At 69.2% G+C, this 16,786-nt stretch carries 16 protein-coding genes; 5 read left to right on the top strand and 11 right to left on the bottom strand.

Annotation, left to right across the window (positions count from 1 at the left end; all coding sequences use genetic code 11):
- Nucleotides 1–32 precede the first annotated feature (32 nt).
- The 9 genes from OHS16_RS06175 to OHS16_RS06215 all read right to left on the bottom strand — a co-directional run bounded on the left by OHS16_RS06175 (nt 33) and on the right by OHS16_RS06215 (nt 9,910).
- Nucleotides 33–2,573: a polynucleotide kinase-phosphatase gene (locus OHS16_RS06175; protein WP_328536156.1), complete on the bottom strand. Its 2,541-nt coding sequence runs from the start codon at nt 2,571–2,573 to the stop codon at nt 33–35.
- Nucleotides 2,570–4,057, bottom strand: coding sequence for a 3' terminal RNA ribose 2'-O-methyltransferase Hen1 (locus tag OHS16_RS06180; RefSeq protein ID WP_328536157.1), 1,488 nt, complete (start codon nt 4,055–4,057; stop codon nt 2,570–2,572). Before OHS16_RS06180 ends, OHS16_RS06175 begins: the two co-directional genes overlap by 4 nt.
- A gap of 358 nt (nt 4,058–4,415) precedes the next feature.
- Complete coding sequence (gene mmuM, locus OHS16_RS06185; protein ID WP_328536158.1) at nt 4,416–5,324, bottom strand: homocysteine S-methyltransferase; 909 nt, start codon at nt 5,322–5,324, stop codon at nt 4,416–4,418.
- A gap of 10 nt (nt 5,325–5,334) precedes the next feature.
- A complete protein-coding gene (locus OHS16_RS06190; protein ID WP_328536159.1) occupies nt 5,335–6,255 on the bottom strand; it encodes an LLM class F420-dependent oxidoreductase in 921 nt (306 codons plus the stop codon).
- Between the two features lie 156 nt (nt 6,256–6,411).
- Complete coding sequence (locus OHS16_RS06195) at nt 6,412–6,873, bottom strand: DUF6099 family protein (RefSeq protein WP_328536160.1); 462 nt, start codon at nt 6,871–6,873, stop codon at nt 6,412–6,414.
- A 122-nt stretch (nt 6,874–6,995) separates the two neighbouring features.
- Nucleotides 6,996–7,346, bottom strand: a complete 351-nt coding sequence (locus OHS16_RS06200) for a nucleotide pyrophosphohydrolase (protein ID WP_328536161.1) — start codon at nt 7,344–7,346, stop codon at nt 6,996–6,998.
- A complete protein-coding gene (locus OHS16_RS06205) occupies nt 7,343–8,467 on the bottom strand; it encodes an AAA family ATPase (RefSeq protein ID WP_328536162.1) in 1,125 nt (374 codons plus the stop codon). The genes OHS16_RS06200 and OHS16_RS06205 overlap by 4 nt, the downstream gene beginning before the upstream one ends.
- 55 nt (nt 8,468–8,522) lie before the next feature.
- Nucleotides 8,523–8,918, bottom strand: a complete 396-nt coding sequence (locus tag OHS16_RS06210; protein ID WP_328536163.1) for a cell division protein SepF — start codon at nt 8,916–8,918, stop codon at nt 8,523–8,525.
- 113 nt (nt 8,919–9,031) lie between these two features.
- Nucleotides 9,032–9,910, bottom strand: a complete 879-nt coding sequence (locus OHS16_RS06215) for an ABC transporter substrate-binding protein (protein ID WP_328536164.1) — start codon at nt 9,908–9,910, stop codon at nt 9,032–9,034.
- A gap of 266 nt (nt 9,911–10,176) precedes the next feature.
- On the opposite strand from OHS16_RS06215, the gene OHS16_RS06220 reads away from it, so the two are divergent.
- Complete coding sequence (locus OHS16_RS06220) at nt 10,177–10,515, top strand: SCO4225 family membrane protein (RefSeq protein ID WP_328536165.1); 339 nt, start codon at nt 10,177–10,179, stop codon at nt 10,513–10,515.
- A gap of 94 nt (nt 10,516–10,609) precedes the next feature.
- Complete coding sequence (locus tag OHS16_RS06225; RefSeq protein ID WP_328536166.1) at nt 10,610–10,942, top strand: cupin domain-containing protein; 333 nt, start codon at nt 10,610–10,612, stop codon at nt 10,940–10,942.
- A gap of 43 nt (nt 10,943–10,985) precedes the next feature.
- Here OHS16_RS06225 and OHS16_RS06230 read toward each other — a convergent pair whose 3' ends face one another.
- Both OHS16_RS06230 and OHS16_RS06235 read right to left on the bottom strand, forming a co-directional pair.
- Nucleotides 10,986–11,828 carry a DUF1206 domain-containing protein gene (locus OHS16_RS06230; RefSeq protein ID WP_328536167.1) on the bottom strand — a complete coding sequence of 281 codons (843 nt, stop codon included), beginning with the start codon at nt 11,826–11,828 and terminating at the stop codon, nt 10,986–10,988.
- 223 nt (nt 11,829–12,051) lie between these two features.
- The gene (locus OHS16_RS06235) at nt 12,052–13,386 is read right to left on the bottom strand and encodes an ROK family transcriptional regulator (RefSeq protein WP_328536168.1); all 1,335 of its coding nucleotides are present in this window, start codon (nt 13,384–13,386) and stop codon (nt 12,052–12,054) included.
- A gap of 142 nt (nt 13,387–13,528) precedes the next feature.
- Here OHS16_RS06235 and OHS16_RS06240 point away from each other — a divergent pair, with 142 nt between their 5' ends.
- Genes OHS16_RS06240 through OHS16_RS06250 form a run of 3 tightly spaced genes read left to right on the top strand, consistent with a single transcriptional unit; the run spans nt 13,529 to nt 16,756 of the window.
- Nucleotides 13,529–14,848, top strand: coding sequence for an ABC transporter substrate-binding protein (locus OHS16_RS06240; RefSeq protein ID WP_328536169.1), 1,320 nt, complete (start codon nt 13,529–13,531; stop codon nt 14,846–14,848).
- Nucleotides 14,849–14,859: 11 nt separating this feature from the next.
- Nucleotides 14,860–15,867, top strand: a complete 1,008-nt coding sequence (locus OHS16_RS06245) for a carbohydrate ABC transporter permease (RefSeq protein WP_328536170.1) — start codon at nt 14,860–14,862, stop codon at nt 15,865–15,867.
- Entirely contained in the window at nt 15,860–16,756 is an 897-nt protein-coding gene (locus tag OHS16_RS06250) for a carbohydrate ABC transporter permease (RefSeq protein WP_328536171.1), read from the top strand. Before OHS16_RS06245 ends, OHS16_RS06250 begins: the two co-directional genes overlap by 8 nt.
- Nucleotides 16,757–16,786: the final 30 nt, after the last annotated feature.

Consider the following 16,786-nt stretch of genomic DNA (forward strand, 5'->3'; position numbering starts at 1 on the left):
GGCCGCCGCGCTCACCCCCCGAACCGGCCGGTTCAGAGCCGGGGATCCACCGGTTCCGACTCCAGTGCCAGCACCGCGAAGACCGCCTCATGGATCCGCCAGAGCGGTTCGCCGTCCGCCAGCCGGTCCAGCGCCTCCAGGCCGAGTGCGTATTCGCGCAGGGCCAGCGACCGCTTGTGGCCGAGGAAACGGCTGCGCAGTCTCACCAGATTGTCGGGGCGGGTGTACTCGGGCCCGTAGATGATGCGCAGATACTCACGGCCCCTGACCTTGATGCCCGGCTGGATCAGGCGGCCCTTCTGGTCACGTACCAGCGTCTGGAGCGGTTTGACAACCATGCCCTCGCCTCCGCGTCCGGTCATCTCCAGCCACCAGTCGGTGCCCAGGCGCACGGATTCCTCGTCGCCGGTGTCGACGATCAGCCTTCGCGTGGTCTGCAGCAGACCGCTCTGGTCGTGCTCGACCAGCAGGTCCAGCCAGGCCAGTTGTTCATCGTGCGGTACGGAGGCGAGCGAACGGCCCTGCACCGCGAGAAGCTGGAACGGCGCGATCCGCACGCCCTGCAGGCCATCGGTCGTCCAGCAGTAACGCCGGTACGCCTCGGTGAACGCGACGGCGTCCTCCGCCCGTTCGCGCTGGCGGGCGAGCAGCCCTTCGACCTCGACACCACGCGCGGCCGCCGCTTCGAGCGCTCCGATGGCGCCCGGGAAGACGGCCCGGGCCGCCGCACCCACTGCCGCGTACTGCTTGCGCAGCAGCCCGGTGGCCTTCAGCGACCAGGGCATCAGCTCGGCATCGATCAGCAGCCAGTCGGTGGTGAGCTCGTCCCAGAGTCCGGCGTCGGACACGGCGGTGCGCAGCCGGGTCAGGATCTCCTCGGTGACCGCGGGGTCGTCGAAGAAGGGGCGGCCGGTCCGGGTGTGCAATGCGCCTGTCGGCCCATCGGCCCCGAACCGCTCACGCGCCACATCCGCGTCACGGCAGACCAGCGCCACCGCTCGCGAGCCCATGTGCTTCTCCTCGCACACGACCTTCGTGACACCGTCCGACGCATACTGCGCGAAGGCCTCGGCAGGATGCTCCAGATAGCCGTCGATCTGCGAGGTGGCCGTGGGCGACATGGTCGGCGGCAGATAGGCGAGAAGCCGTGGGTCGACAGCGAAGCGGCTCATGACTTCCAGAGCCGCCGCCGCGTTCTCCTCACGGACGGCGACCCGGCCGGTGTGCCGGGTCTCCACCGTCCGCCGGCCGTGCACATCCGCGAGGTCGAGCGGACGGCCGTCGTGACCGCCCGGGGCTTCGGTGGTGAGGGGCCTGGCCGGCTCGTACCAGACCTGCTCGGCCGGTACGTCGACGATCTCGCGCTCGGGCCAGCGCAGGGCCGTCATCCTCCCGCCGAAGACCGCACCGGTGTCCAGGCAGATCGTGTTGTTGATCCAGCTGGTGCTGGGCACCGGGGTGTGGCCGTAGACGACGGCGGCACGGCCCCGGTAGTCCTCGGCCCACGGGTAGCGCACCGGCAGGCCGAACTCGTCGGTCTCACCGGTCGTGTCGCCGTACAGCGCATGTGAGCGGACCCGGCCCGATGTGCGGCCGTGGTATTTCTCGGGCAGACCGGCATGGCAGACCACCAGTCTGCCGCCGTCGAGGACGTAGTGGCTGACCAGCCCGTCGATGAACTCCCGGACCTGGTCCCGGAAGGTGTCGTCCTCCTTCTCCAGCTGCTCGATGGTCTCCGCGAGGCCGTGGGTGTGCTGGACCTTGCGGCCCTTGAGATAGCGGCCGAGCTTGTTCTCGTGGTTCCCGGGCACGCACAGGGCGTTGTTACCGGCAACCATCGACATGACGCGGCGCAGCACGCCGGGGCTGTCGGGTCCGCGGTCGACGAGGTCGCCGACGAAGACAGCGGTGCGGCCCTCCGGGTGCGCTCCGTCGACATAGCCCAGTTCGGAGAGCAGGGTGTCGAGCTCGGAGCTGCAGCCGTGGATGTCGCCGATGATGTCGAACGGCCCCTCGAGGTGGGTGAGGTCGTTGTAGCGCTTCTCCAGCGTCACCTCGGCAGCATCGACCTCCTCGGCGCTGCGCAGGATGTGCACCTTGCGGAAACCCTCGCGCTCCAGGCCGCGCAGTGAACGCCGTAGCTCACGGCGGTGGCGCTGGACGACATGGCGGGGCATCCCGGCCCGGTCGGGGCGCGCCGCATTGCGCTCGGAGCAGACCTCCTCGGGCAGGTCCAGGACGATCGCGATGGGCAGTACGTCGTACTCGCGCGCCAGCTGGACCAGCTGCTTGCGGCTCTCGGACTGCACATTGGTCGCGTCGACGACGGTCAGCCGGCCGGCGGCCAGCCGTTTCCCGGCGATGTAGTGGAGAACGTCGAACGCGTCGCCGCTCGCGCTCTGGTCGTTCTCGTCGTCCGCGACCAGACCACGGCAGAAGTCCGACGAGATGATCTCGGTGGGCTTGAAGTGCCGGTGCGCGAAAGTGGACTTACCGGAACCGGTCGCCCCGATGAGGACCACGAGGGAGAGGTCGGTCACGGGGAGGATGCGCTCGCCGATGGTGTCCGTCATGCCGCCTTCGCCTCCTTGGTGGTCTTCTCGTCGGTCCTGTCGGCGGTTGCCCTGCGGAAGACCGCCATCTGGGTCGGCGGGCCGACCTCGGGGTCGTCGGGTCCCACCGGGAGGAACTCCGTTTCGTAGCCGTGCCGCTGCGCCACCTTCGCCGCCCAGCCCCGGAACTCCTCGCGTGTCCACTCGAACCGGTGGTCGCCGTGGCGTACATGTCCGGCGGGGAGGGTCTCCCAGCGGACGTTGTACTCGACGTTGGGGGTGGTCACCAGGACGGTCTGCGGCCTTGCCGCACCGAACACCGCGTACTCCAGGGCGGGCAGCCGCTCCGGGTCGACGTGCTCGATCACCTCGCTGAGCACCGCCGCGTCGTAGCCCTTGAGCCTCTTGTCGGTGTAGGCGAGGGAGCCCTGCAGCAGCTTCACCCGCTCCGACCGGCGCTCGCCCATCTGCTCGAGCCGCAGCCTGCGGGCCGCGATGCGAAGCGCGCGCATGGACACGTCGACACCGGTGATCTCGGTGAAACGCACATCCTTCAGCAGCTCATGGACCAACTGGCCCTCGCCGCACCCCAGGTCGAGCACCCGGCCGGCGCCGGCGGCGCGCAGCACCCGCCCAATCACCTCGCGCCGCTGAGCGGCGAGCGGTGCGGGCTTCTCGTCGGCTTCCGCGGTCTCCGCCACCGCGTTGTCGATGTCCTCGACCTCGGTGTCGTCCGCCTCCGCGAGCCGGACCAGCTCCAGCGCCTCCATCGCCTGCCTGGTCAGTCCCCAGCGACGGGACAGATAGCGGCTGGTGATCAGCTTCTGCTCGGGGTGGTCGGCGAGCCATCCCTCACCGGCTCGCAGCAGTTTGTCGACCTCGTCGGGCGCGACCCAGTAGTGCTTCGTGTCGTCGAGCACCGGCAGCAGGACATAGAGCTGCCGCAGTGCGTCGGCGAGCCGTAGCTCGCCCTCGAGTACCAGCTTCACGTAGCGCGACTCACCCCACGCCGGGAACTTCTCGTCCAGGGCGACCGGTTCGGACTTCACCCGCTCCCAGCCGAGCGGGCCGAACAGTTTGTGCACCAGCTCGGGGCCGCCGCGTGCCGACAGCGCGGGCACCTCGATACGCAGCGGCATCGTGGCCGCCGCCCGCTCGGGGAGTGCCTTGCACACTCCGCGCAGTGCGCTCTTGAAGACGGTGGTGATGGCTACGGAGAGCAGGGAGGACGCTGCGTACGGCCGGTCGTTGACATACTGAGCCAGCGCGGAATCGGGCGCGCCACCACGTCCCTTGCCCTTGCCGCGCCGCACCAGCGCCACCGGATCCACCTCCAGCAACAGCGCCGCGGTGCAGCGCTCGGCAGTGGCCTCGGGGTAGAGGACATGTGCCGTGCCGTGCGAGGTGGAGAACGTCTGCGCCTTGCCGGGATGCTTGTGCAGCAGAAAGCCCAGGTCGGTGGCAGGACGCTCCGGGGTGCCGGTAGTACTGATCGTCAGGAACACACGTCCGAGTATCGTCCGCTTCACCCCTCCCGACCAGAGGATTTCGCCGCCGTCACGCCCCGCTGTCCACAGGTGACCCGGCTCGGGACACACCCCACTGGGCCCGCACCGCTCGGCAGGGGGCGAGCCCCTGTTTCGGGAGGTCCCGGCGGCCCCCGCGACCCCTGAGGGCTGTCCGGTCATCCCTGGCGGGCGCACGCCGCCGGCCACGGCGCCTCGCCGTGCTTTCGGAGCCGCCCGAATACGCCCAGTACGCGGGCGATCATCCGCCGGGCGATGGCACGCACCGGGCGCCACAGGGCCCGCCCTCCGGGTGGACGCCGTTACTTCTCGGACCCGCCCCGGTCGCGGGCAGCGCTCACCGGGGGCCCCGATCCAGGTACTCAGCCAGTCCGGCGATCTCCGATGGGCCGACCCGGCAGCAGCCGCCGATCAGCCGCGCCCCCGCAGCCCGCCAGTCCCGTATCCGGGCTGCGGCGAAGGTGGCTCCACCGCGCCAGTCACGGCTCACGGCGTCCCACCGCTCTCCGCTGTTGGGATAGGCGACGACCGGCTTGCCGGTGAGCGCCGCGGCTTCCACCGCCCATTCCACGTCGGCCGGCTCGCAGCAGTTCACCCCCACGGCGATCACCTGGTCAAGGCCCGAGGCGAGCGCGAAGGCACCGGCCAGGTCCTGGCCGGCCCTGGTCCGCCGGCCCGCGACGCTGTACGAGAGCCACACGGGCACCCCGCATCCCTGCGCCGCACGCAACAGCGCCTCTGCCTCGTCGGTGTCCGGCACGGTCTCCAGGGCGAGCACATCGGGTCCCGCCGCCGCCAGCGCTTCGATGCGCGGACGGTGGAAGCGCTCGAGTTCCCGCACCGAGAGCCCGTACCTGCCCCGGTACTCGCTGCCGTCCGCGAGCATCGCGCCGTACGGGCCGACGGATGCGGCGACCCAGACCTCCCGGTCCACCGGCCCGCCGGCACTGCGGGCCAGAGCAACACTGCGGGCCATGAGGTCCGTGGCCTCGCGCCGCGTGATGCCGCGTTGCACGAACCCCTCGAACGTCGCCTGATAGCTCGCGGTGATGAGTACCTGTGCGCCTGCCCGCAGATACGCCCGGTGCGCTGCCTCGATCTGCTGCGGATCGTCCGCGAGCAGTCGCGCCGACCAGAGGGCATCGGAGAGATCGCAGCCCTGGTCCCGCAACTGGTTGGAGAGGCCGCCGTCCAGCAGGACGGCGGCCTCGGCCAGCGCGGCGGCAAGCGGACGGGCAGGCTTCACGATGGGGCTCCTACTTCAGCTGGGAGAGGACCTGGGAGGAGATCAGCTCCAGATGGTCGAGATCATCGAGGTCGAGGACCTGGAGGTAGATCCGCGAGGCGCCGATGGCGCCATAGCGGCCGATCTTGTCGACGACCTCGGCAGGCGAGCCGGCCAGACCGTTCGCCCTGAGCTCCGCCGCGTCCCGTCCGATGACGCCGGCCCTGCGCGCCACCTCGGCGTCGTCCTTGCCGACGCAGACGACCAGGGCATTGGAATAGACCAGCTCGTCGGTGCGCCCCGCCTTCCTGGCGGCCTCCTTCACCCGCCCGAACTGGCGCTCACTGTCCTCGATCGAAGCGAACGGGATGTTGAACTCGTCCGCGTACTGCGCGGCCAGCCGGGGAGTACGGGTCGCACCGTGCCCGCCGATCAGCACCGGTACCTTGGCCTGCGCCGGCTTGGGCAGCGCGGGCGAATCGGTGAGCTGGTAGTACGTGCCGTCGTAGCTGAAAGTGTGACCGGCGCCCGTGCCCCACAGCCCGGTGATGATCGCCAGCTGTTCTTCGAGCCGGCCGAACTTCTCCTTGGGGAAGGGGATCCCGTACGCCCGGTGTTCCTCCTCGAACCAGCCGGCCCCCAGACCGAGTTCGACCCTGCCACCGGACATCTGGTCGACCTGGGCGACCTGAATGGCCAGGACACCCGGCAGCCGGAACGTTCCGGCAGTCATCAGTGTCCCGAGGCGGATCCGCTTCGTTTCACGGGCGAGTCCGGCCAGCGTGATCCAGGCGTCGGTGGGACCGGGGAGACCGTCCCCCGACCCCATGTGCAGATAGTGGTCGGAGCGGTAGAAGGCGTCGAAGCCGAGGTCCTCGGTCGCCTTGGCGACGGTCAGCAGCGTTTCGTAGCTGGCCCCTTGCTGGGGCTCGGTGAAGATTCGAAGATCCATGCATCCATCCTGCACCTTCGAGCCCGCACCGGCGGCGCTCGCACCGCCCGCCACCCTGCCCCACCGCAGGGCACGGTGAGGCCGGCCGGCGCTCCGGGCCCCGCGCTCACCCCGGCTCGCCGATCTGACGCATCACACCGGGCGCCAACTCATATGTCACCCCCGCGATCTCTCCTCGTCGCGCGCCTCCAGCCTGCGCAGCATTCCTCGCACGCGGTCCCCTGACTCGTCGGCAGCGTCCATGGCCTCGATGCACTGCCAGTACACGCCCTCCTCGTCGGTGCCGCAGGCGACACCGACCAGGGCGATTCCCACTTCGCCGAGCAACACCCCGAGCTCGGTCAACACCGCGTGCACATCGGTGACTTCGGTCAGCTGGGCCGCTCGTATCGACCCACCGCGCAGCGCCGGGATACCGATGGCCCCACACCCTCGCCCGCCCGCCTCGCCCAGCGCCCTGCCCTCGGCCCGCAACTCGGGCGGACCGCTCAACGCGAGGTGTCCGCCAACCGCCTGGGCAAGCGCCTGCGCCTGCCAGGCCTCCACCATGGTGTCCAGCTCCGGCAGGCTCCGCGCGAGAGCGTCCCGGCTGATCGCAATGAGCCGCACTCCGTCCATCTGCGCCCCCGTTCGTATGACTTTCCCTCTCCCCTTTCATTACCCAGAGTGAAGTGATGGAGTCCGAAAAGCCAGAGGAAATCGGAAATCTGTGGACTCAAAGCGAGTTGTTGATAACTCACTCACTCCGGAGAGTGACGATCAGCTGAATCCACAGGCGGGAACCGCGTCTCATTTCGGTCCATCTTGGCTGAAAGTGCCGCGAGCGCATCGATCCCCAGTGCCTCGCAGAACTGCAGCAGATACGCCAGCACATCGGCGACTTCGTCCACCACCCGGTGCGCGGACTCGGGCCTCTCCATCACCCGCGCCGATTGTTCCGGGGTGAGCCACTGAAAGATCTCCAGCAGTTCTGCCGCTTCCACACTCAGCGCCGCCACCAGATTCTTCGGCGTGTGGTACTGCTCCCAGTCGCGCGCAGCGGCGAACTCGGTCAGCCGCCGCTGCAATCCCGCCATGTCGAGTTCTGTCACGCGCTCAGGTCTACCACCGCGGCCCCCGCCACCTCGCCCGCCCATGAGGCCTCCGCCGCCGTCCCCACCACACGGATGTGGCCGTGCCTGCAGATCGCGGCGGCCAGGGAGACCAGTTCGCGTGTCTGCCGCGCGTCGAGAGAGCGGTCGAAGCCGTCCGCCAGGACGGTCAGCGACTGCATGGCCGGAGGCACCTCGCCGGCCTGGTCCATCGCCAGCACGCCGGGCCCGGTCAGCAGCACCAGCGCGAGGGCCAGATATCTCAGTTCACCCTCCCCCAGCAGCCCGACGGGCGTGACCGCCCGGTCGCCCCTGCCGAGCACCGCCCGCACCGTCCCGTTCAGCAACTCCTCGGCCCGGAGCGCCTCCACGGGGCCCGCGCAACCCGCTCGAGCCGCCGCAACCAGCTGCTTGTGCCGGATCGCGCACTCGGACTGGGTCCGGTACAGCACCTCGGCGAGATTGTCGCAGCCGGGCCGCAGCCGCCCCTCCCCCAACGCCACAGGACCGCGCATCCGCTGCGGCTGGGGATCGCAGGAGAACACCGACCGCAGGGCCACCACCACCTGCTCGGCGGCTGCCAGCACCCGCACCTGTCCCTCGGTCTTTCCGGCCACCCTCAGCGGCAGCAGAGAGGTGCCGAGCCGGTCGTCCGGCAGCGGGGCGCGGGTGACCGGAACCGCCCCCGCGGTGTGCCAGGCGGCCTGCACCGTGGAGCGCTCGGGGTCGCGCAGCGCGGTGGACAGCAGCAGCTTCCCGTCCGCGGTCAGCCGTTCGCCGACGATCCGCAGCTCGGGATCCGCCTGGACGGCGAGGTCCAGTTGCACCGGGCCGGCCGGTCCGTCCACGGTGCAGCCGATCCTGAATCCCCGCCTGCCCTGGGCATCCGCCGCGGCACGTTCCGGAATGCAGCCGGCCGGATCGTCGAAGACCTCGCCGAGCTCGTCGCCCGCGCCGAGCCGCGCCAGCGCTTCGTACACCTGGAGCACACTCGACTTGCCGCTCCCGCTCGCCCCTGCGAAGAGCGTGAGCGGGGCGAGCGGAAAGGCGGCGCCGCGGTGCGACTTGAAGGCGGAGAGCCGCAGCTCGGTGACGGCCGGGCGTGCGTGGGTTACGTCCATGGTCGGACCGTATGCGGGCGCCGGTGTGATGAACCGTTCCGCCTTCCGGACCTTCCTACGATCGGGGGACGACCGCCTCCGCGATCCCCTCGACCTCGGTGCCCACCGGGGCGAGCAGAAAGACGTTCTTGTCGACCCGGTGCATCCCGCTGCCGAGACCGAAGACCACACCGCTGCTGAAGTCCAGGATCCGCTTGGCCACTTCGCTCTCGGCCCCGGTCAGGTCCAGCAGCACCGGGATCTGGGCGATCAGGTACTCGGCGACTTCGCGGGCGTCCGCGAAGACCTGTACCCGCAGGACGACGAACCGGCGCTGCTCGTTCGCCGTGTCGTTGGGAATCGTCTCGTGGTCGACTCTCGAGGGCCACTCGTTGCGACCACGCAACGGAACGACCTGGGCGAGCCCCTCCCACTGTTCGTCGGTGACGTCGTACCTGTCGTACCTGCTCACCGGACCACCTCGGTTGGGCTCTCTATCTGCATCAGCCAATTCTGACGCCACTCACCCGTTCGGCCCAACACCGACACGGTCGAGTCCTTGATCAGCTCCCGTTGTGAGGAGGGTCACCGGCCGGGCGCGCCGCGGATCGCGCCCGCGACGGCGGTGAGGAACCGCGCGTGGGCTCGGGCGGTGCAGGGGGCTTCCGGGTTCCACGTCACCACTTCCGCACGGCCCCCGACGGCCTGCCAGGCCGGATCGTCACGAAGCTCGCCGAGAGACGTCGCATTGCACCGGACATCGACCAGCACCACATCGGGCCGCAGCTCCGCTGCCCCGGCCCAGCCGACAGTGGCCCAGTTGGCCCCCGCATCCCCGGGCGGCTGCACCGTGTTGACGCCACGCTCCGACAGTTCGCGCAGCTGGGGCCAGGCATCGGGACGTGCCAGATGCACCTGTTCGGGGCCCGCGGGCGACAGGGCCAGAAGCCGCGGCCGGAACTCCGTCTCCGTCGCGGCGGCCAGTGTCCGCTGTGCCACCGTGAGGAGGTGCGCCCCCTCCTGGTCCTCCGCGGCGCCGAGTGAGACGGCCAGGGCCTCGAACCGGGCTGCGATGACGCCCGGACTACGGGTCCGCCCGACGTCGATGACCACCACGGGGACGTGTTCCTCGAGGTGTTTGGCGGTCTCGGGATCAAGTCCGTAGACCTGGCCTCCGCCGTAGCTGACGGCTACCACGAGCTCCGGCCCGGACCGCAGCAGCGCCTCCAGATCCAGCTGACCACCCGCTCCCAGATAGCCGGTCCTGTCCAGGGGCAGCGTGCCCGCCTTCGCCGGATCGGGTATCGCGCCGTCGTGCGACGAGCCGAAAACCGCGCCCGGCAGTATGCGGTGGTCCCACAGAGTGGCCCCGGCCTGGATGTAGGCGATCACCTTCGACGGCGGCCGGTCCGCCGTCGACAGCTGGCCACGGTCGTCGGAGAACTGCCAGGCATTCTGCTGCATGACGTGATGCGCCCCCTCCGGTCCCGCGCCGCCGGGTCCTCCCGGCACCGCACACCTGTACCTGCCCAGCTCGCGCTCGGACCATTCGGCACCGGTCGCCGCCCGTGGGAATCACTGCGGGACCAGTCGCCAGGCCCGCTGCTCATGCCCGTACCGAGTACTCGCATGAGTAGCCGTACTCACGCGTTCCCCGCGCGCCCGGTGCAGCCTGGAGAGGAGGGAAGAACGACTACTGCGTCACCGACGACCTACAAGGTGGAGGACTCATGAAGGCCAGGAACCTCGTACGGCAGGTCTGCCGGACCGTGGCGGGCGACTGGGTGTCACGCGCCTATCTCGCGATTGCCGCGGGCCTGTTGATCTGGGTGTGGGTGGACACCGCGTTCGTGGCGCATCAGGACGCCTCCTTCTCGGGGGTGTGGCCCGTCATCTTCACCGCGCCGACGAGCCTGCTCTTCCTGATACCGGGCATCGATGGTGCCGGTTTCTTCGCGCTGCTCGCGGTGGCGGCGCTGGTCAACTCCTCGGTCATCAGCCTGCTCGTCCGCAGGTCGGGCACCGGTCATCGGACCCGGCACACGGCTGGACCGGCCTCGGCGCGATAGGGCTCCGGGGGTCTGTCCGGCTCCCCCGGCGGCGCGGTCAGGACTCGTGCGGTCCTTCCCCGCCGTTCGGGGGCGGGTGCGCAAGACTGGTGCCATGCAACGACTCTCACTCGAAGCCCTGGGCCGCCAGCAGATGGAGCTGGCGGCTGCCGCCGGGGGCGGCCACACCGCCGACACCGTCTACGGCGGTCATGAGAAGGTGCTGCGCCAGACGGTCATCGGTATGACTCGCGGCGCCGAACTCGCCGAGCACGAGAATCCGGGTGAGGCGACCGTGCACGTCCTGCACGGAAGGGTGCGGCTCACGGCGGGGGACTTGGCCTGGGAGGGCCGGAAGGGCGATCTCATCATCGTGCCGGACAGCCGTCATCGCCTGGAGGCCCTCGAGGACTCCGCGCTCCTGCTGACGGTGGCCAAACTGCTCTGACACGGGCACTGCCCGGACGGCCCCGCCCCAGCGGCCCCGCCCTTCAGACCTTGCGCCAGCGGGCGCTCGCCCAGGAGAAGACACCGAACGCCGCCAGGCCGAGCGCGATCAGCGCCAGGAGCCACGGCCCCGCGGGGGTTTCGGTGAAGGACCGCAAGGTGTCGTCCATGCCCTTCGCCTTGCCCGGCTTGCGCTGCGCCGCTGCGGCGATGGCGAAGCCGCCGGCCGTCGCGAAGACGATGCCCCGCGACGCGCCGCCGACCACCCCGAAGAAGTCGACGGTCCTGCGTACCCGTCGCGACATCTCGGTCATCTTCAGATGCTTGTGGTATTTGCGCATCAGAGCGCGGGCGGCGATCCACAGCCCGGCGCCCAGCACTCCGGCCCCCGCGAGGCCGACGATCCACTGACCGGCCGGCCAGTGCAGCACCTCGGCCGTCACATCACTGGAGCGCTTGTCGCTCGAACCGCTGCCGCTGCTCTTGTCCCCCGCCGCGTAGGACAGCACGGAGAAGGAGACAAAACCGTAGAAGACGAAGCGCCCGGCGGCCATGGCCCGCTTGCTCGCCTTGTCGCCGTCCGGTCCCGCCTGTCCGAACAGGGCCTCCGAGAGACGCCAGAGCGCCATCCCGGCAAGAGCTGCCCCGAGCAGCCACAACAGGACGTTTCCGAACGGCTTGTGAGCGATCTCGGCGATGGCGCCGCCGCGGTCCGCCTGCTGTCCTCCTCCGTCGGAGAAGGCGATGCGCAGCGCCAGGACGCCGACCAGGACGTAGATCAGTCCGCGGGCGGCGAACCCGGCACGGGCGCCGGCCTCGACGGCCGGGCCGTTCGCCGTACGCCGCACGCGGCTTCTTCCGCGAAGTGACACTGAACGGGTATTCATAGTTCCCGATTGCCCTGTCCGGGAGGATGAACACCCCATCGTGACCCGCCCACGGCGCCGGCCGGACACCTTCCCGGAAACCGGGACCCGGACCCCAGCCGGCCGGCGATGAGCACCCGTGGGGCCCAACGGCACCGCAGGACCCATCCCGTAACACCACCGCTGCGCCGCGGGCCCGCGAGATCCGCCCCCGACGGCAGGGCCGGCTCTCGCGGACGTGACGTCAGACGGGCCGCCGCTCGATCACAACCGGCCGCCAGCTCTGCCCGCCGGACCTCGCCGCTGCGTCGGCCGTGCCGGCATCAGGGTCCTCCTGCCGGCGGCGTCTGCCACCGCGGGCGAAGAAGTCGGCCAGCGGCAGCGTGGCCGCGCCCCGGGTGACCGCGTCGGCGCCCAGCTGGCCCAGGTCGATGGTCACTCGCTCGGCCGGATGCCGCATCGCGTACTTCTTCGCGTAGCGGCGCACGGCGGGCAGCAGTGCGGGACCCAGCAGCAAGCCCGCCCAACCGCCGACCAGAACGCGTTCGGGCCGGAAGAGATTGACCAGATCGGCGATTCCGGCGCCCAGGTACTCGGCGGTCTCGTCGAGAAGCCGGGCAGCGCCGGCATCGGCCGGCCTTCCGTCTCCGGCAGGCACAGCGGCCTCAAGGAGCGCGGCGAGGGCCGTCTCCTCGTCGGGCGACGAGGCCGGCGGGCCACCGGTCTCCAGCCAGCGTTCACGGATGGCCTCCGCGCCGACATACGCCTCGAGGCAGCCGGGCGATCCGCAGCGGCAACGCCGGCCGCCGACCCGCACGGTGGTGTGACCCCATTCGACGGCCCGGCTCTGCGCGCCGCCGTAGAGCTCGCCGTCGACCACGATGCACGCGCTGACGCCGGAGCCGAACAGCACCACGGCGGCATCGCCGGCGCCGCGTCCGCCGCCGAACCACATCTCCGCCTGTCCGAGTGTCTTCGCGCCGTTGTCGATGAAGAACGGCACATCGGAGGGGAGTTCGGCGGACTCGCGGAGCATGGCCTCCAGCGGTACGGCGTCCCAGCCGACCGTCTGGCCGTGCACCACGACTCCGTCGGGCGAACCGCGGTCGATGATTCCGGGCACGCCGACACCCACCCCGACGAGCTCGTCCGTCTCGATGGACGAGTCCCGCAGTACGTCGGCAACGGCGTCCCGGATGTGGGCGACGATCCAGTCGACGTCATAGCCGTGGTGGATCAGGGGCCGGTCGGCCCGGGCGAGTTCGGTCAGAGCCAGATCGAAGAGCTCGACCTGCACCCGGGTCTCACCGACGTCGATGCCGATGAGGTAGCCGCTGGTGGGGGCCACACGGAGAAGGGTGCGTGGCCTGCCGCCCTCGGAATCGACGATTCCGGCCTCCTCGAGGAGACCTTCCGCCGCAAGTTCCGCAACGACGTTGCTGATTGATCCCGAACTCAGGCCGGTGGTGGTGCCGAGCTCCTGGCGGCTGAGCGGGCCTTCGAAATACAAACGTTGCAAAACCTCCGCCCGGTTGCCCCGCCGCAGGTCACGCACGGTTCGTCTGCTCTGTTCAGCCATGTGACTCCTTCCTCCGATGCAACATACCCCCGCCAAAGACCTTGACGCGACCTTCTCTCACTACTTAACTCACGACCTAGATTAAGTCGTGAAGGCCGTTCGTACAGTGAACGCAGCCCTCCCCGGGAAGGGGCCAACGAACATGCGCAGAATCAGAGCCGCAGCAGCAGTCGCCATCACCGTCTCCACTCTCGCCGGTGCCACGGCGTGCGGCGGGGGCAGCGAAGCAGGGGGCAGCAATGAGTCCCCCAAGACGCTCACCTACTGGGCGTCCAACCAGGGACCGAGCATCCCGGCGGACAAGAAGATCCTCACACCCGAGCTGAAGAAGTTCGAGAAGCAGACCGGTATCAAGGTCAAGCTCGAGGTCGTGCCGTGGTCGGATCTGCTCAAGCGCATCCTGGCCGCGACCACGTCCGGTCAGGGCCCCGACGTCCTCAACATCGGCAACACCTGGTCCGCGTCGCTCCAGGCCACCGGAGCCCTGCTGCCGTGGAACGCCAAGAACTTCGACGCCATCGGCGGCCGCGACCGGTTCGTCGACGCCGCTGTCGGCTCGGCCGGCGCGGAGGGCAAGGACCCGTCCGCCGTCCCGCTGTACTCGCTGTCCTACGCGCTCTACTACAACAAGAAGATGTTCGCCGACGCGGGCATAGCGCAGGCCCCGGCCACCTGGGACGAACTGGTCGCCGACGGCAAGAAGATCTCGAAGAACGGCACCAGCGGCAAGTGGGGGCTCGGCGCCGAGGGCGGCAACCTCTCCAACAACATCCACCAGGCCTTCGTCCTGGGCCAGCAGCACGGAGCCGACTTCTTCGACGCCTCGGGCAAGCCGACGTTCACCTCTCCCGGGGCCGTCGCCGCCGTGAAGCAGTACGTCGACTTCATGGGCAAGGACAAGATCATCGCGCCCGGCAACGCCGAGTACGCCCAGAACCAGTCGCTCAGTGACTTCTCCAAGGGCAAGACCGCCATGGTGCTGTGGCAGGCTGCCGCCTCCACCTTCGCCTCCCAGGGCATGAAGCCCGAGGACTGGGGCGCGGCACCGGTCCCGGTCCAGTCCGGCACCCCCGGCAAGGGCAAGAACGTCAACTCCATGGTCGCGGGCATCAATATGGCCGTCTTCAAGAACACCAAGAACACCAAGGGCGCTCTGCAGTTCGTGAAGTTCATGACCAGTACCGATGAGCAGAAGCTCCTCAACAAGGCCTACGGCTCGGTCCCCCCGGTCACGGCCGCCCAGTCGGACCCCGCCTTCAACGCCCCCGGTGTGAAGGTCCTCAAGGACACCCTCAGCAACAGCGCCGCGCCGCTGCCCCAGGTCGCGTCGGAGTCGCAGTTCGAGACGACCGTCGGCACCGCCATCAAGGAGCTGTGGGCGGACGCCGCAGCGGGCAAGGCCATCACGACCGAATCCGTGAAGGCCAAGCTCACCAAGGCCCAGCAGCAGATGACGCAGTGAGGCACTGACCCATGACCGCCACCGATACCACCTCACAGGTACCGCAGGCGGCCGGCGACGATGTTCTGAAGTCCGGGGGTGCGCGGGGACGTTTCCCGCGCATTCCCGACCGGATCCGCCGCGGCGGCCTGCCCTACCTGCTTCTCCTGCCCGCGCTGGTGCTGGAACTGCTGATCCACATCCTGCCGATGATCATCGGTATGGTGATGAGCTTCCGCGGGCTCACCCAGTTCTTCATCCGGAACTGGAGCAACGCCCCCTGGACGGGGCTGCACAACTACCGGGTCGCGGTGGACTTCGACGCCCCGATCGGCAAGGCCCTGCTGCACTCCTTCTACGTCACCCTCGGCTTCACGCTGCTGGCCGTCGGCCTCTCCTGGCTGGTCGGCACCGGTACCGCGGTGCTCATGCAGGAGAACTTCCGCGGCCGGGGCCTCCTTCGGACGATCTTCCTCGTCCCGTACGCCCTGCCGGCCTATGCCGCCATCATCACCTGGGCGTTCATGTTCCAGCGGGACAACGGCCTGGTGAACCATGTGCTCCACGACCAGCTGCACATCACCGACAAGCCGTCGTTCTGGCTCATCGGCGACAACAGTTTCTACGCGCTGGTCATCGTGGCCATCTGGAAGTCCTGGCCGTTCGCCTTCCTCATGGTCATGGCCGCGCTGCAGAACATCCCGCGCGAGCTGTACGAGGCGGCGTCGATCGACGGCGCGGGACTGTGGCAGCAGATCCGCAAGATCACCATGCCCTCGCTCCGCCCGGTCAACCAGGTCCTGGTCCTCGTTCTCTTCCTGTGGACGTTCAACGACTTCAACACGCCGTACGTGCTGTTCGGGAAGTCGGCGCCGGAATCCGCGGACCTGATCTCCATCCACATCTACCAGTCCTCGTTCGACACCTGGAACTTCGGCAGCGGGTCGGCCATGTCCGTACTGCTCCTGCTGTTCCTGCTCGTGGTGACGACCGTCTACCTGATCTTCACCTCGCGCGGAAGGAAAACTTCCGATGGCTAGCTCCACCCACGCCCCCCGGTCGCCCGGGGCCACCGTCCACCGGTCGCCCACCGCGCCCCCGCAGTCCTTTGTCTGGACCCGGCGCGTGGTACTCACGCTGATCACGGTCTTCACCCTGGTGCCGGTCTACGTGATGCTCAGCAGCTCGCTGAAGCCGCTGTCCGACGTCTCGGGCAAGTTCTCCTGGATCCCGAACGGTTTCAGCATCCGCCCCTACGTCGACATCTGGAGCACGATCCCACTCGCCCGGTACTTCGTGAACTCGCTGATCGTGGCGGGCACCGCGAGCATCTGCTCGGTGGTCGTCGCGATCTTCGCGGCGTACTCGGTGAGCCGCTACCGGTTCCGCGGCAAGCGGGTCTTCACGGTCACCGTGCTCTCCACGCAGATGTTCCCCGGCATCCTCTTCCTGCTCCCGCTGTTCCTGATCTTCGTCAACATCGGGAACTCCACGGGCATCGACCTCTACGGCTCGCGCGGCGGCCTGATCCTCACCTACCTGACCTTCTCGCTGCCGTTCTCGATCTGGATGCTGATCGGCTACTTCGACTCCATCCCGAAGGATCTCGACGAGGCGGCGATGGTGGACGGCTGCGGGCCGCTGGGCGCGCTGTTCAGGGTCGTCGTGCCCGCCGCGATCCCCGGCATCGTCGCCGTCACCCTGTACGCGTTCATGACCGCGTGGGGCGAAGTGCTCTTCGCCTCGGTCATGACGAACGACAACACGAGAACGCTCGCCGTGGGTCTCCAGGGCTACTCGACACAGAACGACGTGTACTGGAACCAGATCATGGCCGCGTCCCTCGTGGTCAGCATCCCCGTGGTCGCCGGCTTCCTCCTCCTCCAGCGTTACCTCGTCGCCGGTCTCACCGCCGGCGCTGTCAAGTGACCGCAGTCTCCGGCGGTACCGAACAGCACA

It is taken from the genome of Streptomyces sp. NBC_00344 (genome assembly GCF_036088315.1).
In the GTDB taxonomy this organism is placed as follows: domain Bacteria; phylum Actinomycetota; class Actinomycetes; order Streptomycetales; family Streptomycetaceae; genus Streptomyces.